The sequence below is a fragment of the Pseudoselenomonas ruminis genome, assembly GCF_008271295.1.
GTDB lineage: Bacteria > Bacillota > Negativicutes > Selenomonadales > Selenomonadaceae > Selenomonas_A > Selenomonas_A ruminis.
The window spans coordinates 408,555-428,571 of sequence record NZ_VTOY01000001.1; the positions used below are offsets into that span (position 1 = coordinate 408,555).

Annotated in this window: 22 protein-coding genes; 14 read left to right on the top strand and 8 right to left on the bottom strand. The window is 50.0% G+C overall.

Annotation, left to right across the window (positions count from 1 at the left end):
* Nucleotide 1 precedes the first annotated feature (1 nt).
* The 7 genes from hisC (at nt 2) to FZ040_RS01755 (ending at nt 5,320) form a co-directional block, all read left to right on the top strand.
* A complete protein-coding gene (gene hisC / locus FZ040_RS01725) occupies nt 2-1,072 on the top strand; it encodes a histidinol-phosphate transaminase (RefSeq protein WP_149170409.1) in 1,071 nt (356 codons plus the stop codon).
* Entirely contained in the window at nt 1,069-1,659 is a 591-nt protein-coding gene (gene hisB, locus FZ040_RS01730) for an imidazoleglycerol-phosphate dehydratase HisB (protein WP_149170410.1), read from the top strand. The genes hisC and hisB overlap by 4 nt, the downstream gene beginning before the upstream one ends.
* Nucleotides 1,660-1,733: 74 nt before the next feature.
* Nucleotides 1,734-2,345: an imidazole glycerol phosphate synthase subunit HisH gene (hisH, locus tag FZ040_RS01735; protein WP_149170411.1), complete on the top strand. Its 612-nt coding sequence runs from the start codon at nt 1,734-1,736 to the stop codon at nt 2,343-2,345.
* 20 nt (nt 2,346-2,365) lie between these two features.
* Nucleotides 2,366-3,097 carry a 1-(5-phosphoribosyl)-5-[(5-phosphoribosylamino)methylideneamino]imidazole-4-carboxamide isomerase gene (gene hisA, locus FZ040_RS01740; RefSeq protein WP_149170412.1) on the top strand — a complete coding sequence of 244 codons (732 nt, stop codon included), beginning with the start codon at nt 2,366-2,368 and terminating at the stop codon, nt 3,095-3,097.
* Nucleotide 3,098: 1 nt separating this feature from the next.
* Nucleotides 3,099-3,857, top strand: a complete 759-nt coding sequence (gene hisF, locus FZ040_RS01745) for an imidazole glycerol phosphate synthase subunit HisF (protein WP_074514860.1) — start codon at nt 3,099-3,101, stop codon at nt 3,855-3,857.
* On the top strand, nt 3,857-4,567 hold the full coding sequence (gene hisIE, locus FZ040_RS01750; RefSeq protein WP_149170413.1) for a bifunctional phosphoribosyl-AMP cyclohydrolase/phosphoribosyl-ATP diphosphatase HisIE: 711 nt from the start codon (nt 3,857-3,859) through the stop codon (nt 4,565-4,567). The genes hisF and hisIE overlap by 1 nt, the downstream gene beginning before the upstream one ends.
* Before the next feature lie 12 nt (nt 4,568-4,579).
* Complete coding sequence (locus FZ040_RS01755; RefSeq protein WP_255448694.1) at nt 4,580-5,320, top strand: SagB/ThcOx family dehydrogenase; 741 nt, start codon at nt 4,580-4,582, stop codon at nt 5,318-5,320.
* 126 nt (nt 5,321-5,446) lie between these two features.
* On the opposite strand, the gene FZ040_RS01760 is transcribed toward FZ040_RS01755, so the two are convergent.
* On the bottom strand, nt 5,447-5,836 hold the full coding sequence (locus FZ040_RS01760) for a hypothetical protein (RefSeq protein ID WP_149170414.1): 390 nt from the start codon (nt 5,834-5,836) through the stop codon (nt 5,447-5,449).
* 111 nt (nt 5,837-5,947) lie between these two features.
* Between FZ040_RS01760 and FZ040_RS01765 the strand changes: the two genes are divergently transcribed.
* From FZ040_RS01765 to FZ040_RS01775, 3 genes are all read left to right on the top strand, one after another.
* Complete coding sequence (locus tag FZ040_RS01765) at nt 5,948-6,655, top strand: peptidoglycan recognition protein family protein (RefSeq protein ID WP_149170415.1); 708 nt, start codon at nt 5,948-5,950, stop codon at nt 6,653-6,655.
* A gap of 33 nt (nt 6,656-6,688) precedes the next feature.
* Complete coding sequence (locus FZ040_RS01770) at nt 6,689-7,900, top strand: EAL domain-containing protein (protein WP_149170416.1); 1,212 nt, start codon at nt 6,689-6,691, stop codon at nt 7,898-7,900.
* 72 nt (nt 7,901-7,972) lie between these two features.
* Entirely contained in the window at nt 7,973-8,938 is a 966-nt protein-coding gene (locus tag FZ040_RS01775; protein WP_149170417.1) for a DUF2971 domain-containing protein, read from the top strand.
* Between the two features lie 65 nt (nt 8,939-9,003).
* Here FZ040_RS01775 and FZ040_RS01780 read toward each other — a convergent pair whose 3' ends face one another.
* Nucleotides 9,004-10,110 carry an SLC13 family permease gene (locus tag FZ040_RS01780; RefSeq protein ID WP_149170418.1) on the bottom strand — a complete coding sequence of 369 codons (1,107 nt, stop codon included), beginning with the start codon at nt 10,108-10,110 and terminating at the stop codon, nt 9,004-9,006.
* Between the two features lie 289 nt (nt 10,111-10,399).
* On the opposite strand from FZ040_RS01780, the gene FZ040_RS01785 reads away from it, so the two are divergent.
* From FZ040_RS01785 to FZ040_RS01795, 3 genes are all read left to right on the top strand, one after another.
* Nucleotides 10,400-10,903: a hypothetical protein gene (locus FZ040_RS01785; protein WP_149170419.1), complete on the top strand. Its 504-nt coding sequence runs from the start codon at nt 10,400-10,402 to the stop codon at nt 10,901-10,903.
* Nucleotides 10,904-11,190: 287 nt separating this feature from the next.
* Nucleotides 11,191-11,397: a 4Fe-4S binding protein gene (locus FZ040_RS01790; RefSeq protein WP_149170420.1), complete on the top strand. Its 207-nt coding sequence runs from the start codon at nt 11,191-11,193 to the stop codon at nt 11,395-11,397.
* Nucleotides 11,394-11,975: a 4Fe-4S binding protein gene (locus FZ040_RS01795; RefSeq protein ID WP_222930927.1), complete on the top strand. Its 582-nt coding sequence runs from the start codon at nt 11,394-11,396 to the stop codon at nt 11,973-11,975. Before FZ040_RS01790 ends, FZ040_RS01795 begins: the two co-directional genes overlap by 4 nt.
* A gap of 33 nt (nt 11,976-12,008) precedes the next feature.
* On the opposite strand, the gene FZ040_RS01800 is transcribed toward FZ040_RS01795, so the two are convergent.
* Nucleotides 12,009-13,487: a protein O-GlcNAcase gene (locus tag FZ040_RS01800; RefSeq protein ID WP_149170421.1), complete on the bottom strand. Its 1,479-nt coding sequence runs from the start codon at nt 13,485-13,487 to the stop codon at nt 12,009-12,011.
* A 198-nt stretch (nt 13,488-13,685) separates the two neighbouring features.
* Between FZ040_RS01800 and lexA the strand changes: the two genes are divergently transcribed.
* Complete coding sequence (gene lexA, locus FZ040_RS01805) at nt 13,686-14,300, top strand: transcriptional repressor LexA (protein ID WP_149170422.1); 615 nt, start codon at nt 13,686-13,688, stop codon at nt 14,298-14,300.
* A 100-nt stretch (nt 14,301-14,400) separates the two neighbouring features.
* On the opposite strand, the gene FZ040_RS01810 is transcribed toward lexA, so the two are convergent.
* From FZ040_RS01810 to FZ040_RS01830, 5 genes are all read right to left on the bottom strand, one after another.
* Nucleotides 14,401-15,645, bottom strand: coding sequence for a methionine gamma-lyase family protein (locus FZ040_RS01810; RefSeq protein ID WP_149170423.1), 1,245 nt, complete (start codon nt 15,643-15,645; stop codon nt 14,401-14,403).
* 5 nt (nt 15,646-15,650) lie between these two features.
* Nucleotides 15,651-17,453 (bottom strand): GTPase HflX, encoded by a 1,803-nt coding sequence (hflX, locus tag FZ040_RS01815; RefSeq protein WP_149170424.1) that lies wholly within the window; start codon nt 17,451-17,453, stop codon nt 15,651-15,653.
* 9 nt (nt 17,454-17,462) lie between these two features.
* Nucleotides 17,463-18,464, bottom strand: a complete 1,002-nt coding sequence (locus FZ040_RS01820; protein WP_149170425.1) for a nucleoid-associated protein — start codon at nt 18,462-18,464, stop codon at nt 17,463-17,465.
* Entirely contained in the window at nt 18,461-19,198 is a 738-nt protein-coding gene (locus FZ040_RS01825; protein WP_149170426.1) for a hypothetical protein, read from the bottom strand. The genes FZ040_RS01820 and FZ040_RS01825 overlap by 4 nt, the downstream gene beginning before the upstream one ends.
* 118 nt (nt 19,199-19,316) lie before the next feature.
* Nucleotides 19,317-19,946: a lactate utilization protein gene (locus tag FZ040_RS01830; RefSeq protein WP_149170427.1), complete on the bottom strand. Its 630-nt coding sequence runs from the start codon at nt 19,944-19,946 to the stop codon at nt 19,317-19,319.
* Nucleotides 19,947-20,017 lie beyond the last annotated feature (71 nt).

Sequence of the window (20,017 nt, forward strand, 5' to 3'; positions counted from 1 at the left end):
TATGTTGAAATACCGTACTGGTTTAAAAGATATGCCGTCCTATGATGTGGTGGAGCGTGATTGGAAAATCAAAGTCAACGCCAATGAGTGCAACATGAATTTGCCGCCGATGGTCGAAGACCGCCTGATGGGCCGTCTGTCGCGCGTGGCTTTCAACCGCTATCCCAATGAGGAATACGATGCCCTGCGCGAGCAGATTGCCGACAATCACAAATTGGAAATTGAAAACGTCCTGCTTGGCAGCGGCTCAAGTGAAATCATCGAAAAGCTTTTCTACTGCTTTGGTGGAACGAAAGCCAAGAAAATCGTCTATCCAGAGCCGTCGTTTTCAATGTACCGCATCTATACCAAAGCTGCTCAGGCGCTTGGTGTGCCGGTATCCCTTGAGGCAGATTATTCGCTTGACGTCGCCAAATTTGTCGCAGCGGTCAACGACCATAAGGCCTCCCTGGCGGTTATCTGCAATCCGAATAATCCGACGGGAACGGGCTATTCGGTAAGTGATATCGAGTTTATCGCGCAGAACATTCCGAGCAACTGCGCTTTGCTCATCGACGAAGCCTATATGGAATTTTACGGGCGCACTTCCGTCGGCCTGCTGAAAAAATACCCGAATCTCATCATTGCCCGTACGTTCTCGAAGGCGTATGGGCTGGCATCGGCCCGCGTAGGTTACATGCTGGCCAGCAAGGTTATTGTCACGATGATTGAAAAATCCTATATGCCATATCATATGAATGTCCTGTCGCTGGCGACGGCTGACATCGTTTATCAGATGCGCCATGAATATGTACCGCGCATTCAGATGATGATTGCCGAGCGCAAGCGCATGAGCACGGAACTCGATAAGCTGCCGGGCGTTACGGTTTACCCATCGGAAACGAACTTTGTGCTGATAAAATACGCCAAGGCAAAGGAGCTTAACGAATACCTTGAAAGCAAAGGCATCGGCGTGCGCTGCTTCGGTGATGCACCGGGACTTAAAAACTGCCTGCGCATCTCGATGGGCCTGCGCGAGGAAAACGACCAGTGGTATGATGCCATCAAGCAATTTGTGGAGGGGAGAGCATGAGTATCCGTACGGCAACCCTGGAAAGAAAAACAGCGGAAACAGCCATCAAGCTCGTCTTAAATCTTGATGGCAAAGGCAAAGGCGTTATTGATTCAGGCATTGGTTTCTTTGACCACATGCTCAACCTCATGACAGCGCATGGCCTGTTCGATTTGACGCTGGTCTGTGATGGCGACCTTGAAGTCGATGGTCACCACTCGGTCGAAGACATCGGCATCGCCCTTGGCCAGGCCTTTAAACAGGCTATTGGCGATAAGAAAGGTATCCGCCGTTATGGCACGTTCTACCTGCCGATGGATGAAGCACTGGCCTTTGTCTCGCTCGACATCAGCGGGCGGCCGTTCCTCGTCTACGACGGCGGCGAAATGGCGCCGATGATTGGCGGCTATGACAGCGAGCTTACCGAGGAATTTTTGCGGGCGTTTGCCTTCAATGCCGGCATTACGCTGCACGTGAAGGTCCTCTATGGGACAAATTCCCATCATAAGGTCGAAGCCATCTTCAAGGGCTTAGGCCATGCACTGCGCGAGGCACTCAGCAAAGACCCGCGCGTCGAAGGAATCCCCTCGACGAAGGGAACCCTTTAAGGCGCTGTGGTAAAGATATTTGACGAGTTCACAATTGCGAGTACATAACGAATCAGACGTGGGGAGGGCATCCGATGATTTCTATCATAGATTATGGCGTAGGCAATCTGTTCAGCGTTGAGAAGGCTTTTGCGGCTCTCGGTGCTGAGGTGAAAATTAGCAGCGATTCCGAAGAAATCCTGGCAGCCGATAAAATCGTTTTGCCAGGCGTAGGTGCTTTTGGGGATTGCATGAAAAACCTTGAAGCGTCGGGGCTGATTCCCACGATTCGCGAGGCGGTGGATAAGGGAACCCCGCTGCTCGGAATCTGTGTCGGCCTGCAGATTCTCTTTGAGGGAAGCGAAGAATCCCCTGGCGTAAAGGGCTTGGGGTTCTTAAAAGGCACGGTACAAAAGATTCCAGCCGATAATCTTAAAGTTCCGCATATGGGCTGGAACAGTCTGGAAGTCGTAAGGCCGCGCCGGCCGGTTGACCTCTTTGAGGGGCTTTCAGAAAAACCTTATGTGTATTTTGTCCATAGTTATCATGCGGTTCCCGACAATCCCTCAATCATCACTTCGTATACCGAGTATGGGGGCAGGCTCACGGCGTCGATTGCCAGTGGCGATATTCAGGCCACGCAGTTTCATCCCGAAAAGTCCGGCGACGTCGGCCTGCAGATTCTGAAGAATTTTGTTGAAGGTTAAGGCCAAAGGAGTTGTAAGCTATGCTGATTTTTCCTGCAATCGATATCCGTGGCGGTAAATGCGTGCGCCTGTTTAAAGGCGACTTTGCGCAGGAGACCGTCTTTTCCGATAAGCCGGCAGAAATGGCCAAGAAGTGGGAGGAGCAGGGCGCACAGTTCCTGCATCTCGTTGACCTTGATGGCGCCCTGGCTGGCAAGTCCTGCAACCTTGAGACGGTCAAAGATATCCTGGCGGCTGTAACGATTCCCGTGGAACTTGGCGGCGGCATCCGCACGCTGGAAAACATCGACGAGGTGCTCGCGCTTGGCGTGCGCCGCGTCATCCTCGGTTCGGTGGCCGTTCGTAATCCGGAGCTTGTCAAGGAGGCTTGTGCCAAGTATGGCGACCGCATTGTCGTCGGCATCGATGCCAAAGATGGCATCGTCGCTGTCGATGGCTGGGGCGTCTCGGGTGATGTGGAAGTCACGGCACTGGCTAAGGAAATGAAGAAAGCTGGCGTCAAGACCATCATCTATACCGATATATCCCGTGACGGTACGCTTGAGGGGGTCAACGTCGAGGCTACGGCCAAACTCGCACGCGAGAGCGGCGTCAACATCGTTGCCTCGGGCGGCGTTAAATCTACAGCTGATATCGAGGCGCTCAAGCCTTACGAAAGAGATGGCATCGAGGGCGTAATCGTCGGCAAATCGATTTATATGGGCACGCTTGATTTACAGCAGGCTATTGAAATTGCCGCCAAGGAGGATTAAAATGTATACGAAACGGATAATTCCTTGTCTTGACGTCAAAGATGGCCGGGTGGTCAAGGGCACGAACTTTGTCGGCCTGCGCGATGCAGGCGACCCGGTGGAGCTGGCGGCGCGCTACGACGAAGAGCGTGCCGATGAGCTCGTTTTCCTCGACATCACGGCCTCCAACGAAGAACGCAATACGATGGTACAAGTCGCACAGGACTGCGCCTCGCAGGTATTTATTCCCTTTACCGTGGGCGGCGGCATCCGCTCGGTCGAGGACATGCGCCGCATGCTGAAGGCTGGCGCCGATAAGACATCCCTTAACACGGCGGCCATCAAGAATCCTGACCTCATCCGCGAGGGCGCCGAAAAGTTCGGCAGCCAATGTGTCGTGCTGGCTGTCGATGCCCGCCGCACAGGCGAGGATAAATGGGAAGTATTCATCAACGGCGGCCGCACGCCGACGGGCCTTGACTGCATCGAATGGGTCAAGAAGGCCGTGGCCCTCGGTGCTGGCGAAATCCTGCTCACCAGCATGGATGCCGATGGTACGAAGGATGGCTATGATATTGCTTTGACCCGGGCGGTTTCCGAGGCCGTAAACGTACCGGTTATCGCCTCAGGCGGCGCTGGCAAGCTGGAGCATTTCTACGATGTGCTGACCCTTGGCAAGGCAGATGCAGTGCTGGCGGCTTCGGTGTTTCACTATGGCCAGTTCACGGTGCGGCAGGTCAAGGATTATCTGAAATCTCGTGGCGTGGAGGTAAGATTCTGATGGATAAAAACATTGACATTTCCATGGTAAAATTTGACGAAAAGGGTCTGGTTCCGGCAATCATCCAGGAAGAGAACGGTCAGGTTCTCATGATGGCCTATATGAACGAAGAATCCCTCAAGAAGACGATTGAGACGGGCTATACCTGGTTCTTCAGCCGCAGCCGGCAGAAACTCTGGAACAAGGGGGAAGAGTCGGGCAACAAGCAGAAGGTTCGCGAAATCTCCTACGACTGTGATGGCGATACGCTCTTAGTGCGGGTCCATCAGACTGGTGTGGCCTGCCATACGGGCACTTATACCTGCTTTAGCGGGCGCAAGCTCGTCGGCGAGGAGGAAAAAGGCGTGGCTGTCGTTCCGCCCGAGCCGCAGGTATCGCTGGCGACGGTTTTAAATGACCTCTACAACGTCATTCAAGACCGCAAACTCAATCCGGTTGAAGGTTCTTATACGAATTACCTGTTTGATAAGGGGCAGGACAAGATCCTCAAGAAAGTTGGCGAAGAGGCCGTTGAGACGGTTATTGCCTCGAAAAATCAGGCCCCCGAGGAAGTCCTCTACGAGATGGGCGATCTCTGGTATCACTGCCTCGTGCTGCTGGCTTATCATAAACTCACGCCAGATCAGCTGCTCGACGAACTCATGAGCCGCCGCAAAGGTGGCAGCTATCATCAGTTCACGGGTAAGACTGGCGTCCGTCCGGATATGTAAGCGAGGTTTACGATGAACGATTATACGATTGCACAGGAATTTTTGGCCGCAACGACGATGGCAAAGAATCCCAGTGTTCCCAAGATGGAAGGCGCGGAGCCGCCAGCTCCTGAAAAGGCCGTGGCTCCGGGCACGAAAATCATCCCGCTGCCCGAGCCGGAACTGCTGCCCGATATGCCTGTCAACTTCCTTGAAGTTATTGAACTGCGCGCCTCCGTGCGCCAGTACAGCCAGGTACCGCTGACGATTAAGGAGTTTTCTTATCTGCTCTGGTGCACACAAGGCGTCAAAATGGGACTGCCAAAGGGCGCCAGCAAGCGCAACGTGCCGTCGGCTGGCGCACGTCATGCCTTTGAGACGTATCTCTTCATCCAGAATGTCAAGGGCATAAAGCCGGGACTTTATCGCTACCTCGCTTTTGAGCATGCCCTATTGCCGCTCAAAACGGCGGAGGAAATGGGCGAGGCCTTCTGCTCGTGTTTCCGCGCGCAGAACATGGCGAAGAACAATGCGGTGACCTTTGTCTGGAGTGCTGTGCCAGAGCGCATGACTTATCTCTTTGGCAGCCGCGCTTACCGTTATCTGTTCCTCGACGCCGGCCACGTCTGCCAGAACCTGTATCTGGCGGCGCAGACCGTCAAGATTGGCGTCTGCGCACTTGGCGCTTACGATGATGACAAGCTAAACGAAGTCTTGGGCCTCGACGGCAAAGACGAATTTGCCATCTACGGTGCTACTGTCGGTAAATTATAATAATGCCTATTGCATAGAAATACCCCCAGAGAACTATTTTGCTCTCTGGGGGTATTCGTTTAGGCGGCACAGCAGTAATTTGGGTATAATCCTCAGCGCCAGCGCGCATTTCTTAATTCGCTATTGTCAAATATGGAGAGCGTTCATGCAGTGCATCGTTAAGGATTTGGCCTCGTCGTTTTTATGTTTGACGAGGTAATCGAAGGTGTTAACATAAAAGAAGGAAGTAATCGGTACAAAGCGGTGACCTTTATGGAAATTGCCCCACTGCAAAAGCTTCTGGTAAATCTTTTCGATATCCGCCGTCGTGACGTCATTGGCTTTGATGATGCGGCGAAGCTTCCAGTCTTTTTGACAGTAGGCATAGATTTCCTCAATGAGCTTTTGGTTCTGCAAATCATCGCGGTACGTCTCAATGAGGCGGCAGGCCGCCGAGGAGCGTTTTAGCGAATGGTACATTTCCAGCAAAAAGACGAGACACAAAAGGATTAGCAGTGCCGAAAATACATAGTACATAGATAACACCTCAACTTTTTGTATAGGTTCAGTTTACCATAGAAATATTGCTTATGCTATAATATATAATAAACGTAGTTAAAGAGTTTTAGGATGAAAGGAAGCGATTTCATGCGTGATACCCGCTTGGCGGTCTGTATCCTATCCTTATCGTTGCTTTTTACTGGCTGCAATGGGCAGGCAAGTGATGCGGCAGCTTCAGCCGATAATGCTGCCACGGCAGAACAACAGCCGGTTATCGAAGAACCTGCTATTGTCGACACTCCGATTCAGCAAAACGAGTATCGCACGCAGCTCCAACGGGAATATGCCCTTCGCCATTACGGAAAAGCCATTACGGAAATTGTTCCGCAGGCTGTGGTTGTTCATTGGACGGGGGCCTCGACCGTAGAGAGCACGTATAACTGGTTTTATAAGCCAAACTATTCGGATGGAACGCTCAATGTTGCTTCGCAGTTTTTGGTTGGCCGCGATGGTACGATTTACCGCCTGGCACCGGAAACATCGCTTTGCCGCCATGCCATCGGTTATAACTGGTGCGCAATTGGTATCGAAAACGTAGGCGGTTCCAATGATGCGGAAAATTTAACCGAGGCACAGCTCGCGGCCAATATCAAGCTGATTCGCTATCTGCATCAGAAATATCCTACCATTGGCTATGTGTTTGGCCACTATCAGCAGGTGGCGGCCCGTGCCAGCGGACTTTATCATGAAAACGTAGCCGGATACCACTCGGTTAAAGCTGACCCCGGTCCGTGGTTTATGCGGGGCCTGCGTGAAAATCTCAGCAACGAGGGACTTGTATTTTATCCCGAATAACCAGGGAGTTGTATTCCCGGAAAGAAGCCGCTTATGAGTATGACAGAGGATAAACTGGCCGGCCGGACGGAACTTGAAAACTATCTGGCGGATCAGGTGGATACTGCGATCACTAATCATAATATTACCGTTTACTATCAGCCGATAATCCGTACCATCACGGGAAAGATTTGTGCGTTTGAAGCGTTAGCACGTTGGGATGACCCGGTATATGGCATGATTACCCCAAGTGTTTTTCTCGCGGTACTTGAAGCAACCCGGCAGACGCATAAGCTCGACGCAGCTATGGTAGACGAAGTCTGCCGCATGCTGGCAGGGAGGCAAAGAAACGAACAGCCGCTATTGCCTGTTTCCCTGAATTTGTCGCGCATGGATTTTCTGGCTGGTGATTTTTTTGACATTGTTGAAGCGGCGGCAATGCACTATCAATTGCCACGCCGGCTATTGCGGATTGAAGTAACCGAAAATTTGCTGGCTGCCGATACGCGCATTACGGCTTCCCTGCGGCGCTTTCACGAAGCAGGGTATTCCGTTTGGCTCGATGACTTCGGACAGGGAAATTCGTCGCTTAATGTCCTCAAAAACACGCAATTTGAAGCCTTGAAGATTGATTTACGCTTTTTAGCGCCGTTTTCCCCACGGGCCAAAAATATTATTGATTCTGTGGTTGGCATGGCAAAAAAGATGGGCATTCATACACTGGCCGAAGGCGTTGAAACGAAAGAACAAGTTGATTTTCTGACAGAAATTGGCTGTGAACAGGTACAGGGCTTTTATTTCGGCCGGCCGATGCCAATGGAACGAGTTTTGGCACATTGCGGAAAAAATGGCGTTTTGCCCGAACCGCTCGAGGCCGACGACTGCCTGAGTGCGGCGGGTATTTATGAATTCGATAATAAGGCGCCGATGATTCTTTATGAACTCCATAACGGCAGGCTTCGTTATCTAAAAGCAACGGCAGCTTTTGATGCGGCCCTTGGTAAACTGGGGATTACCTCGCGTAATGACTTGGTGCGGCAGACGAACCCTGCGGCACAGGATTGTCTGGCTGCTATAAGGCTTGGCAGTATGCAGGCCATGAAATCGGGGCGGAAAATCTCGCAGTCCTTTATCTTGCAAGAGGCATTATGCCTGCTCGAGATCGTTTCTATCAGCCAGTACCAACAAAATCGTATATTCCGCTGCCAGCTTACTGTGATTCCGAGAACCGAAGTAGTCGACAGCTTTTTGTTGGCGGATCCATAACTTTGGCAGGAAATTTTGTTTTTTCCCCGTATTTTATACTATAAATGTTTTGATAATTGGGGATGGTTGTTCATGGTTACCAATCAGTATCGGGGGCTTGGGGAATATCTAAAAATCTTTCAGCCTATTTACGCGCGGCGGCTCGAAGAAACCAGACTGGAAAACATGCGGTTTGCGTATTATACCAGCGCCAGTACCGGCATCAATATCCTAAAAGGCCGTCACCTCTGGATGCGGGCGGCGGCTTGTATGAATGACTATCGGGAAATCGACTATGGAATTCAGCTGCTAAACCATACGATTTATGATTCGGCGAAGCGCCGCCAGCGGATTCAGGAAATCAGCCAACAGCTTCATTGGGGCAGCAATATGCTCGAATCCATGCTCAGTGATTTAAACCGGAATGAGCAGCAGTACATCACGCATACCTATCTTGCCTGCGTTTCCGAACACGCGCCCGAGGAAAAAGGCCGGGGGCGGCTGTCCATGTGGCGCGCTTACGGGCGGAAGACAGGTGTGGCCTTTGTGCTGAATCCGAATGCCATCTTCCGGCCGCTGGCTCCACTGCCGTTGCTGCTTTCTCCTGTGGAATACCTGACGCAGGAAGAATTTACCGATGGCTTTGACTGGATGCTCGAAAATGTCGAGCGGAATTTATCGGCACTTCAGCAGCATCAGCCGACGATGGTGCTGAATTACTTCGTCGATATGCTTATGACCTCACTGTTTTCCATCAAGAATCCGGGCTTTATCGAAGAACGGGAATGGCGTTTCATCTACAACGAATCGTCGCAAGGGCGGCTGGCCTACGACATCGAAGTCGTAGATGGCATTCCGCAAATCATCTACAAACTGCCGATTTGCGGTCCCGGCGACGATTATCCGGGATTGCCGCTGCAGGAAGCCTTGGAAGAAATCATCATTGGCCCGAGCCAATATGCCGAAGTTATCCGCACGGCTTATATTAAGATGCTCGAAGAAATCGGCATCAAACATGCGGCAAGACTTGTCAGCAAGAGCAACATTCCGCTTCGCTGATAACGTAAAAAAAGGGTCCCCTGCCTGATTTTCAGGTGGGGGACCCTTTTTTTATAAACGAAAGCTTACCCAACAATATAATAATACAAAAGCAGGATGAGCAGCAGTGAGAGATTGGCGGCGGTAAAACTGAACAAATACCCGCGGGTAAAGGGGAAGCGCGTTCCAATATAGGCCTTGAATGAAATGACGCTGGCCATCGAGGCGATGATTGTGCCAAGACCGCCAATGTTGACGCCCAAAAGAAGCGGCGCCGATGCAGTGGTGTACTGTGCCAACATAACCGTAGTCGGCACATTGCTTAATATTTGGCTCAGCACTAACGAAACCATAAATTCATTGCCCGCCAAAAGCTGCGCCGGCCAGCTTTGGAAAAACGGGATACGGGCCAGACTGCCGACGCCGATAAATAAAAATGTAAAGAGCAGCAACAATTTGTAATCTACTTCGCGGAACAGCTGGCGATTTAATAAAGCGATAGCCGGAACGACGACAAGCATGAGCCAGCCAAACGGCATAATCCGCAGGACATTCAACAGGCAAAGCAGAAAAAGAATCAGCAGGGGAGCAACCGCTCTCCCTGTTATTTTATCTGCATCGTTTGGTGGCAAAATGACTTCCTTATCGGGAAGCAGGAACGTCGCCAAGTAAATTACGATACCACTGATGAGAACGATAGGGAATGTAATCAAAAGAAAATCATGAAGGGAAAGGCCGTAATAGGAATAGATAAAGAGATTTTGCGGATTGCCAATCGGTGTCAGCATACTGCCCATATTGGCGGCAATCGTCTGCCAGGTAACAACAGGAATCAGCAAGCGAATCGCGCGTACCTCGGTAAGAATCATAATGGCCAGCGGGACGAAGATAATCAGCGAAACGTCGTTGGTAATCAGCATGGAACTGAAAAAACAGCTGAAGATAAAAAAGCGCCCCAACGCGCGGCTCGTAGTATGCTCCCTAAAAATTAGCCGGTAGGCATAGGTAAAAAATCCGCTTTGCCGAAGCCCGGCAACAATGCTCATCAAACAAAACAACAATCCCAAAAGCGGCACATTGACGCTGTCTAACATCGCCGTTAGCGAAAATGGAACCAGTGAACTAACAACGACAGCAAACAGCATCGCCACCGTCAAATCGGGATTTTGACGCAGGTATGGTATTAACTTCATAAAAGATGCTCCTAAATTTTTAAATCATTACCATATTGTATTTCTTTAAAGCTGAGCTGTCAAATGTCAATTATCCGCTAGTGCCGAAAAAACGGCCTCACAGAATCGCCTCTAAGCCTGTTAAAATCATTTTTAGGTATAAACATATGCGCAGAGCAGAAAATGCCGCCAAATGGCGTTATATTGCCTATGACAGTAAAATGACTAAAATTGTTGCTCAATGAGAACACTTTGTAGTACCATATACTTAGAAAATACAAAAAGAGATAAAGAGAGATGAGGAATCAAGATGAAAAAGAAACTAGCTGTAATGTTTGCGTTGTTCGCCCTGTTGTTTTTCAGCGGCCAAGCAGATGTCAGTGCCCGAAAATTTATTACTGTAGTACCAAGTTCAGAAATAACATTTAGCGGCATCGGCAAATATGCAACGATTGAAGAAGTAAAACGGATTTACGGAGAACCGGAAACGTTAAGCAGACGCGATGATGGCCTGATATATTTTGTTTACGGCAATAGCTGGCGTTTCCTGTGCAAACCGGTAAATGGGCAGTATTATGTCTATCAGATGGAAGTAACAAAGAATAATGGGATAACAACACCGTCTGGGATTCATGTAGGTTCAACTACGGATGAAGTATATGCTGCTTATGGTGATTATAACGACGCATCGTCTAATGGCTCTTATAATTGGAACTTATCAAGTGTACAGCCGGGACAGCCTGATGATAGATCACTCTTTATTACGGTCAAAGATAATAAAGTGGTAAATATGGTAATTTTATATTCTTATTAAACAACAAAAACGGCCATTAGAGAAATCTAGTGGTCGTTTTTATGATTAGTAGCTTTTTGCCCCATAACTTCCGATAAGTATAAATTATCGGAAGTTATGAAAATATCCTTTTATAGACGTTTATTTTGCTCTTCTAACGGCATAATATGATTAGTCAAGTTGGGCTTTATCAATCTGTTTACCAACACCGCCATCTTGCAGACACGTTTATTGTGACTGAGTTCCTTGACAGAAATATTTCTATATCGTACGATGTGAGCGAGTGTTTTATTAAGGAGACGAATGTTATGACTGTTTCTGTTAAAAGACGGCGCGCGAAGATTTTGCCGCAACAATGTGTTGCCTGTGGCACTTGTCTCGATGTGTGCCCACGCGGTGCGCTTTCGATTTTCCATGGAAGTTTTGCACAGGTTGATATAACGCGCTGTGTTGGCTGCGGGCTCTGCGCCCGTGAATGCCCGGCAGGTATTATTAAGCTGGAGGTAATCGAATGAAAATTCAGCAGCATTGGTATCACAATCTCTGGCTATGGTCTATCCTCTACTTTTCCCTGGGCTTTGTAAATATCCTGTTTGCCTTGCTTGGCCTCATCAGTTTTTGCCTTCCCCTGCTGTTTGCTATCTTCGGCGGCAATAAACTGTTTTGCAATCGCTACTGTGACCGCGGGCAATTCTTGCGCTTTTTTGGCAGCAAGCTGGGTCTTTCACGGCGTCACGATATTCCCGATTGGATGCATAGTAATATCTTCCGCTATGGATTTATGATATTTTTCTTTGCCATGTTTGGCGGCATCCTCTATACCACTTGGCTGGTTTATATGGAGATTAATTCGCTTAGCGAAGTCGTTACGCTGTTTTGGTGCTTGGAATTTCCGTGGTCTTGGGCCGGAACCACAGCTGTTTCGCCAGCGGTCGCTCAATTTGCCTTTGGCCTTTATAGCTTGATGCTGACTTCTGAACTCATTGCTTTAGCCGCGATGCTTTATTACCGTCCGCGTGCCTGGTGTACGTTTTGTCCTATGGGAACGCTGACGCAGATGATCTGCAAACGAAAGATTGCCACAAAAGGATAGCAAAAAAACTCCGGTACTACCGGAGTTTTTTATTTATCGGTCAGGCTTGGCAATTGGTGTTGCCTTAGCCGTTTCCTGTTTTTCGTTTGCTGCTTTTTCCTGGCGGTCAACATAGTCGCCAATTTCATTTAAGAACGCCCGGGCGGAGGTTTCTGCGATAATAGCTTCTTTATCGTGCTGCTGTACCTGTTCGCGCTGGCGGAGGAATTTTTGCTTTAACTTCTCATCATTAGGATTTTTTAACCATTCCATTCCGGTCAGGTCAGCGTTGGTGATGCGCATTAACTGCTGCAATTGCGGCGAACATTCCGCAAGGATTTCTTTTGGCAGTTGTGCCATAAGAGTGACTGCCGATTGATGGAGGCCCTGCAATTGTTCCTGTAAAGCCGTCTCGGCAGCGCGGGAACGGTTTGACTCCCAATAGCGGTTGATTGCTTCCCGAAGTTCCTGACCATCTGGCCGGCCAATCTTGGCCCAATTGTTTTCAAGATGTTGTGACTGATCGGCTACGCGCTGCATATCTTTGGCAAGTGGGCCAAACTGTTCGGCGATTGCCTTTTCCCAGGATTTCTGTGCCCGATAGCGATGCGGGTCCTTGGCGTAGTCAGCGCCAGTAGCCAGCGTTATTTTCGATAACTGTTCATATTTCATCGGATTGAAAAAAATCGCAGGAATCGTTGAATTTTCCGGGAGTTTTTCTACCGGTCCCAGAGCCAGTTTATTTTCCATATAGTCCGTAACTGGATAATTCCACCAGATGCCAAGCGTCCGGTCATACAGTTTATTGGCAGCCGCGAGCTGCTCATCCGACAAGCCGTCGGGCACGACACCGTCGCCCGTATAAAGGACGAGAATCTCCGGATTGAGGTTCTTGGTAAACGCCTCGGTATAAGGTTTCTTTACACCATCGGTGTGCATGTCGGCACGGAAGTATTCCGTGGGAACCGTAATCAGCGGATTGACCCCATAATGGGTGGCAATGAATTTTTCGGACAGCCAGTTTAGGAAAAGTGCCTGCCCCTCCCCATCTTTTTCCTGGATGTCATCAAAGAAGATGGCAAAATCCCGGACGCCGAGGTCATACATCGCCTGAAGTTTTTTATACATGGCGATTCGGTCCTGAAAGCCCTTAAAGCCGGTGAACTTGATGTCAAGCCCCGGCGAAACAGCAAAGACAAAGCGAACCTTTTGTTTTTTGGCCGCAGAAATCAAAGACGAAAGCTCCTTCATCTTGTCGTCCGGATACGGCTCCCGCCATTTTGCCCGATGATATGGGTCGTCTTTGGGCGCATAAATATAAGCATTGAGATCGTGCTTGTTGCAAAAGGTCAGGATATCGAGCCGGTCGGCCTGCTGCCAGGGCGTGCCGTAGAATCCTTCCACAATCCCACGCAGCGGAATCGGTGCGGTTTCCGCATGACAAAAATCGGTGGCTGCTCCCAAGAGGAAAAGACTGCTGACCGCCGCCAGAGTAAAGGTCTTCTTTGCTATTGGGAAAATATTTTTAATCATTATACACTCCTGTCTGTACTAAACCTATTGTCCTATTATAGCACAGAATGAGGGGAAAAATCTTGTTTGCCATATTGGCCGGATTAATGATTTTTCGAAAAAATCTCAGCAAAATTACGAAAATCAGTTCCATATCGAACATATATGTGCTACAATAGAACAAAGGATATATTATTCGTTATGAGGAGGCAGAAAATCATGCGCAAAACGCAGACTTCCAGTGAGCGCCAGAAAGAAATCTTCCAATACATCAAATCGTTCCTGCTTGAAAAGGGCTACCCACCTTCGGTGCGTGAAATCGGCAAGGCCGTAGGCCTTAAGTCCAGCTCGACCGTTCATGGTTACCTCTCCCGCTTAGAGGAAAACGGCATGATTAAGCGCGACCCGACCAAGCCGCGTGCTATTGATATCTTAGATGAGAAACCATGGGGAAAGAACGTTGCTGTTCCGCTCGTTGGTACTGTTACGGCTGGCATGCCGATTTTCGCAGAAGATAACGTGCAGGATGTCTATTCGTTCCCGCAGAACCTTCTCGGCACGTCGGATAAGACTTTCATGCTCAAGGTATCGGGCGAAAGCATGATTAATGCTGGCATCTACGATGGCGATTTCGTCATGGTCCGCCAGCAGGATTCCGCCAACGACGGCGATATCGTCGTCGCCCTTGTCGACAAGGAAGGTGCTACGGTAAAACGCATCTATCGCGAAAAAGACTGCTTCCGCCTGCAGCCAGAGAATGATACGATGAAACCGTTCTACGAAAAAGACGTCAACGTGCTCGGCAAAGTCATCGGCGTATACCGTCAGATGTAAGTTGACCTGTCAACCTATTGTCAAAAGTCAAATGTCAAAAATGACCAGTCAAATCACTTCCGATTTTGACTGGTCATTTTTTTGTTGAAGCAATCGTTGTTTATTTGTCAACGTCAAGCACTGCCTGAGCGGCGCCCATTACGCCAATAACGGCGTGTTCAAAGGTCAGGCCACCCTGGAGGTAGACGTTGTACGGTGCGCGCATCGGGCCATCGGCGCTGAATTCAATCGAAGCACCCTGGACAAACGTGCCAGCTGCCATGATGATCTGGTCGGCATAGCCTGGCATATCCCACGGCTCGGGAGCTGCGTACGAATCAACCGGCGAATATTTCTGAATGCCGCCGCAGAAAGCGATAAGTTTTTCAGCGGAGCCAAGCTCGATGGCCTGGATGATGTCGCCGCGAACATCGGTTGGCAGTGGCAGCGTCTTGTAGCCGAGTTTGGCAAACATGCCAGCGGCAAAGAGTGCCCCCTTGATGGCCTGCGAAACGACATGTGGCGCGAGGAAGAGTCCCTGGAACAGCAGGCGGTTGTTGGCGAGGCTCGCGCCGAGTTCATCGCCCATGCCCGGTGCCGTCAGGCGATACGATGCGAGCTCTACGAGCTTGTCCTTGCCGACGATGTAGCCGCCCGTCGGAGCGATGCCGCCGCCCGGGTTCTTGATCAGCGAACCGGCCATGATGTCAGCCCCGACCTGCGTCGGCTCGAGCGTGTCAACGAACTCGCCGTAGCAGTTATCGACAAAGCAGATGCAGTCCGGCTTGATGCGATGGACTTCGGCCGTGATGGCGCGGATGTCATCAATCGAGAGCGGATTGCGCATGCTGTAACCGCGTGAACGCTGAATCTCGACCATCTTGGTCTTGTCGGTGATGACGTTTTTAATGCCATCCATATCGACTTTGCCGTCAATCATCGGCAGTTCGTTATAGAGCACGCCAAATTCCTTGAGCGAGCCCGGGCTCGGATTGTCATACCCGATGACGGTCTGCATCGTATCGTACGGCTTGCCCGTCAGCGAGACGAGCTCATCGCCCGGACGCAGGATGCCGAAGAGAACCGTCGCGAGAGCATGGGTGCCCGAGACGAACTGCGTGCGCACCAAAGCGCGTTCCGCGCCAAAGATTTTCGCATAGAGTTCTTCGAGTTTGCCGCGGCCGATGTCATCGTAAGCATAGCCCGAGGTCGTGTTAAAGTGTGCATCCGATACTTTGCATTCACGCATCGCATCGAGGATTTTCAAGGTGTTTGCTTCAGCGACTTCCTCGACATGCTGGAAAAGTGGCTGCGTTTCTTTGAGAACTTCTTTTTTTAAGTCGAGAATTTTTTTGGAAAAGGACACTACAATTACTCCTTACTATATGGTAAATATTTATCTTTTTCAGATACAGGCAGACTGACTTCCAAGAGAGTCCCCTGCTCCATGTATTCGGTAGAACGGACAGCATTTAAAGCATGAAGGGCCGTGATGAGGTTTCCCTTATCATAGGGAATCAGCAGCGTGAGTTTTATCTGGCTTTCCTGGAAAAAGCTTTCGATTTTTTGCTGCAGGGCCTCGAGGTTTTCCCCCGTTCGCGCGGAGATACAGATTCCCTCGCGGTCATGAAGCATTTGCTGGCGAAGGTTGTCGTTATCGATGCGGTCGGATTTATTGAACACATAAAGCGTCGGCTTTGTCTCCGCGTCGAGTTCTTTTAACACCTCGATTACGGCCGCAATCTGCTGCTCAAAGTTTTCGTTGCTGCAGTCTACCACATGCAGCAGCATATCGGCTTCCTGGACTTCCTCAAGGGTGGCCCGGAATGCAGTTACGAGCGTATGCGGCAGCTTTTGAATAAAACCGACGGTATCGGTAAGCAGGATTTCCTGCTTCTCGGGCAAGACGAGATGGCGCGTAGTCGGGTCAAGCGTGGCGAACAGCTTGTCTTCGGCAAAGACCTCTGAGCCGGTTAATTTATTCAACAACGTCGATTTGCCCGCATTGGTATAGCCGACGAGCGCGACGAGCGGAATCCTTGATTCCTTGCGGCGCACGCGGTGCAGGCTGCGGCTTTTCTTTAGCCCCTCGATCTGCTTTTCGATGTCGTGAATCTTTGTATAGATGCGGCGGCGGTCGACTTCGAGTTTCGTCTCACCGGGGCCGCGCGTGCCAATGCCGCCGCCGAGACGCGAGAGTACGAGTCCCTGCCCGCCCAGACGTGGCAGATTGTACTTGAGCTGGGCGAGTTCAACTTGCAGTTTGCCTTCCTTGGAGCGGGCGCGCTGAGCGAAAATATCGAGAATCAGCGCGGTGCGGTCAATGACTTTGATGCCGAGTGTCTGCTCTAAGTTATGCTGCTGTGACGGCGTAAGTTCATCGTCTAGGATCAAAAGATTCGCATCATTGTTTTGAATCTCCATGGCAATCTCAGAAACTTTGCCCTTGCCGAGGAAGAAGGCCGCATCGGGCTTTTCTTTGCGTTGGGTGAACTGACCGACAATCTTGGCACCGGCTGTATCGGCAAGCCGCGCAAGCTCGGCCATTGATTCTTCGATGGACCATAGCTGTTTGCCCGGACGTTCGACACCGGCAAGGATTGCCCGCTCGATGTCGTCGTCGGTGTTCTTGAGATTCTGCGCGCCCAGTTTTTTATTGATAACCGTAACGAGCATACTGAGGTTGATTTGGTCAAGCGTTTTTTCTTTTACGGGGCCATAGGTCTGAAGTTCCTCGGTGCCATCTTCGGTCATATCGCCAGTAAAAAATCCCATGGTGCCAATGATGCCTTCTTTATGATGGCGCCCGATGGCTGCCATGCAGTCGAAGCGAAGACGGCGCAGGGAAGAAAGATCCGGATCGCTTAATCGCACGTCGCCGCTCGGATGCGTGTGAACGCAGCGAATCCCGGAGAGCCGCTTATCGCCGCGCACCTGGCGCTGAAATTCCGGCAAATCGACGGTACCCGTATCCCCCAGCGATACCTGTAGGATTTTGCCCTGACGATTGATATATACGGCCACTTCACGGTCGAGAATATCCGTGATTTCGAGCATGGCAGCATTTAATTCTTTCGTCGAGAGCTGGCCGATGGGTACGGTGAGTGCATAGAGTGCCTTGAGTTTTTCGAGCACATAGGTCTTGATATTTGCTAAATCCCCATTTACCTGCATAAAAGCTCCTTATCCACGATTGACGATATTGGAGATGTGCTTGAGCGTAATCGACAGCGTGCCGTCGTCATTGTTGTTGAACTCGACAAATTCGGTGTTGTCAAAGTAATCGGTCGGAATCGTAAGCTCGATGCCCGTATCGGTCTTGAGCTTGTGCTTGCACATCTTTTTGAGCGTTGCCTCCTGGTCCATCTTGACAGGCTCAGTGAAGCCGGCGTCTTTGATGGCCGTATCGAAATCCGATTGCATCGAAGGATTGTCCTTAAAGATTTCCTTGCCGGCCTCGACGAGGTCGAGTTCATCGGTTTCCTGCATGTTTTCGGCTACATAGCTTTTGACGGCTGCTTCGGTGGCAACTTTATCCTGGCCATAGGCCTCGGCGACTTTGGCCGCTGTCTTGCTGAGGTTCTTGATGGCTTCCTTCGGCGATGGTGTCAGACTGCATTCCAAAAGAATCTCCGGGAATACCTGAATACTGTTGCCATCAATCGTATATTTCTTGGCACAGACGGAAATCGCCTTGCTCTCCACATCGATAAAGGCGAACTCCTCCATCTTCTGCGTGAGGTTTGGCATAATCGAATAGTGGTTGATGATTTCATTCTTGATGCCGTTTTCCGTCTGATTGACCTGATGGGTATAGCCAATATGACTATTGGACTTGAACACAACGATTTGACGCCGGTCGTCAATGCGGACATCGGCGACAATCACATCGGCAGAAGCCATTTCCTCCGCATGGGTAAATGCTTCTTCAAGTGTTTTGGTAATCTCTTTGGAAAACGGCACAAAGCTCATTTCGCCGGCAAGATAGGCATTTAGTTTTTCCTGAAACGCACTGTCATCGTAAAAAGTGCCTGGTTTCGCGTCCTGGCTGCCCCAGGATTTTTCGATGTGCTTATAAAGGAAGGTTTCGATGCTGTCCTGCACCGTGAGCTCCTCATCAGAATAAACGGTCATGCCGGAATTGAAATCCAAAATATGCAGGATTGCTTTATCAATAATAATCATACTGGCTGTTCATCCTCCGCTTGTTTTGACTCTGTAGCGGCTCTAGCAGCCGCTTCCTTTTCTGCCCGGGTACGAATATCGATAAGCCGCGGGATAAAGTGTTGATGCATCTTCGCCTCAAGTTCTGATAACTCATTGGAATCAAAATCGTAATTAACGTCCGGAATATTCCAAATACGAGCTTCTGCGAAAAATTCGTCGCGATAAATGTTGTAATAAACCGTAAAACTGCTCTCCAACGAAAAATCGACATAGTCGATGACAATATAAGAACCATTGTTTATCTTCACCGGCTGAGCAGGCGAAATAAACAGATGAAATCCCTCGACGGTTTCTGGCAGCTTGTTGCCGGTCTCCCATGTCGTGATTTTTTTATCCAAGACAATCGAGCTAAGACTCTTCGGATTAAATTCCACCATATCCATGAGCACTTGCTCGAATTGGTTTTTTAGTAGCTTTTCAAATACTTCGATGTTGGCTGTGATAAATTCAATCCGGCAAAACTCGATAAGGCCGATTTTTAAGCGCACTTTATACTCATGGGTTTCTTCATGAAAATAAATGGTTGCACTCTTATGAAGTTCTTCATTCACATAACGATAGAGGTCATAACTGTCCTTGGAAATCTTGGTGTTGCGGTCGAGCCGAAAGTCATGCCACTTCTCCGGCAGTTCTTTTAGGTATTGCCAGTCGGCAATTTCCGCATTGACCTTTTCAATCGTTTCATCCTTCATAGTTTTCACCAACCTTTACAGGAGTTTACAAAAATTTATTATACCATGAAATCATAGGAAAAGCACTCGCTTTTCCCTGTCAGCGAGTGCTCTAAGTTGCATTTGCTTTGTGCTGTTATCAGAACCCTAAGTCATCATTGACAAGGATTACCTGAATGCGGCCCTTGTGCAGCGAATAGCGCGTAATGAGGAACTGGCAGCAGATAGTGTCCGGGCTCTTGCAGTCAAAGCAGGCGCCGGTCTTGGCACACGGCGTGCTCAGGCCGAAACGCTGGGCATTGATGGGAGCCGCCACGTTGCGGGCGCGCTTCATAGCGCCGTCGAGGTCGCCGCAGACCTTGTTGAGGCCGACGATGAAAAGAACCTTCTTCGGTCCCTGGGCGATGGCCGATACGCGATTGGCATTGCCGTCGATGTTGACGAGCACGCCGTCATTGGTCATTGCGTTCGTGCTGGTCAGGAATACATCGGCATCATAGGCCAGCAGCATCGCCTGCCGCCGGTCCTCGAACTTATCGCGGTCGATAAAGTTGTAGTTGCCGGACTCCAGCGCCGCAGGCAGACCGATTTCATGCACGCTCATGCCGCCGCCCATCGTGACAGTACTGCCCTCGGGAATAAGCTCCAGCGCAAGTTTCAGTGCCTCTTCCTTGCTCGCGGCATAAAAACCTTCCATGTTGCGTGACGCCAGCCCCTTGATTACGGTCTGGGCCAGCAGCTCGTTGCGCTTTACAATGTTTTCGTTCATTTGCTCTCCTCCATTATTTTGACTTATTTTGCTCCTTCGAGAATCTTTCGGCAAAACTGCGCCAAATCCTT

Coding starts and splice junctions, on each gene's coding strand:
- hisC (WP_149170409.1), top strand. CDS start 2: ATGTTGAAATACCGTACTGGTTTAAAAGATATGCCGTCCTATGATGTG.
- hisB (WP_149170410.1), top strand. CDS start 1,069: ATGAGTATCCGTACGGCAACCCTGGAAAGAAAAACAGCGGAAACAGCC.
- hisH (WP_149170411.1), top strand. CDS start 1,734: ATGATTTCTATCATAGATTATGGCGTAGGCAATCTGTTCAGCGTTGAG.
- hisA (WP_149170412.1), top strand. CDS start 2,366: ATGCTGATTTTTCCTGCAATCGATATCCGTGGCGGTAAATGCGTGCGC.
- hisF (WP_074514860.1), top strand. CDS start 3,099: ATGTATACGAAACGGATAATTCCTTGTCTTGACGTCAAAGATGGCCGG.
- hisIE (WP_149170413.1), top strand. CDS start 3,857: ATGGATAAAAACATTGACATTTCCATGGTAAAATTTGACGAAAAGGGT.
- FZ040_RS01755 (WP_255448694.1), top strand. CDS start 4,580: ATGAACGATTATACGATTGCACAGGAATTTTTGGCCGCAACGACGATG.
- FZ040_RS01760 (WP_149170414.1), bottom strand. CDS start 5,836: ATGTACTATGTATTTTCGGCACTGCTAATCCTTTTGTGTCTCGTCTTT.
- FZ040_RS01765 (WP_149170415.1), top strand. CDS start 5,948: ATGCGTGATACCCGCTTGGCGGTCTGTATCCTATCCTTATCGTTGCTT.
- FZ040_RS01770 (WP_149170416.1), top strand. CDS start 6,689: ATGAGTATGACAGAGGATAAACTGGCCGGCCGGACGGAACTTGAAAAC.
- FZ040_RS01775 (WP_149170417.1), top strand. CDS start 7,973: ATGGTTACCAATCAGTATCGGGGGCTTGGGGAATATCTAAAAATCTTT.
- FZ040_RS01780 (WP_149170418.1), bottom strand. CDS start 10,110: ATGAAGTTAATACCATACCTGCGTCAAAATCCCGATTTGACGGTGGCG.
- FZ040_RS01785 (WP_149170419.1), top strand. CDS start 10,400: ATGAAAAAGAAACTAGCTGTAATGTTTGCGTTGTTCGCCCTGTTGTTT.
- FZ040_RS01790 (WP_149170420.1), top strand. CDS start 11,191: ATGACTGTTTCTGTTAAAAGACGGCGCGCGAAGATTTTGCCGCAACAA.
- FZ040_RS01795 (WP_222930927.1), top strand. CDS start 11,394: ATGAAAATTCAGCAGCATTGGTATCACAATCTCTGGCTATGGTCTATC.
- FZ040_RS01800 (WP_149170421.1), bottom strand. CDS start 13,487: ATGATTAAAAATATTTTCCCAATAGCAAAGAAGACCTTTACTCTGGCG.
- lexA (WP_149170422.1), top strand. CDS start 13,686: ATGCGCAAAACGCAGACTTCCAGTGAGCGCCAGAAAGAAATCTTCCAA.
- hflX (WP_149170424.1), bottom strand. CDS start 17,453: ATGCAGGTAAATGGGGATTTAGCAAATATCAAGACCTATGTGCTCGAA.
- FZ040_RS01820 (WP_149170425.1), bottom strand. CDS start 18,464: ATGATTATTATTGATAAAGCAATCCTGCATATTTTGGATTTCAATTCC.
- FZ040_RS01825 (WP_149170426.1), bottom strand. CDS start 19,198: ATGAAGGATGAAACGATTGAAAAGGTCAATGCGGAAATTGCCGACTGG.
- FZ040_RS01830 (WP_149170427.1), bottom strand. CDS start 19,946: ATGAACGAAAACATTGTAAAGCGCAACGAGCTGCTGGCCCAGACCGTA.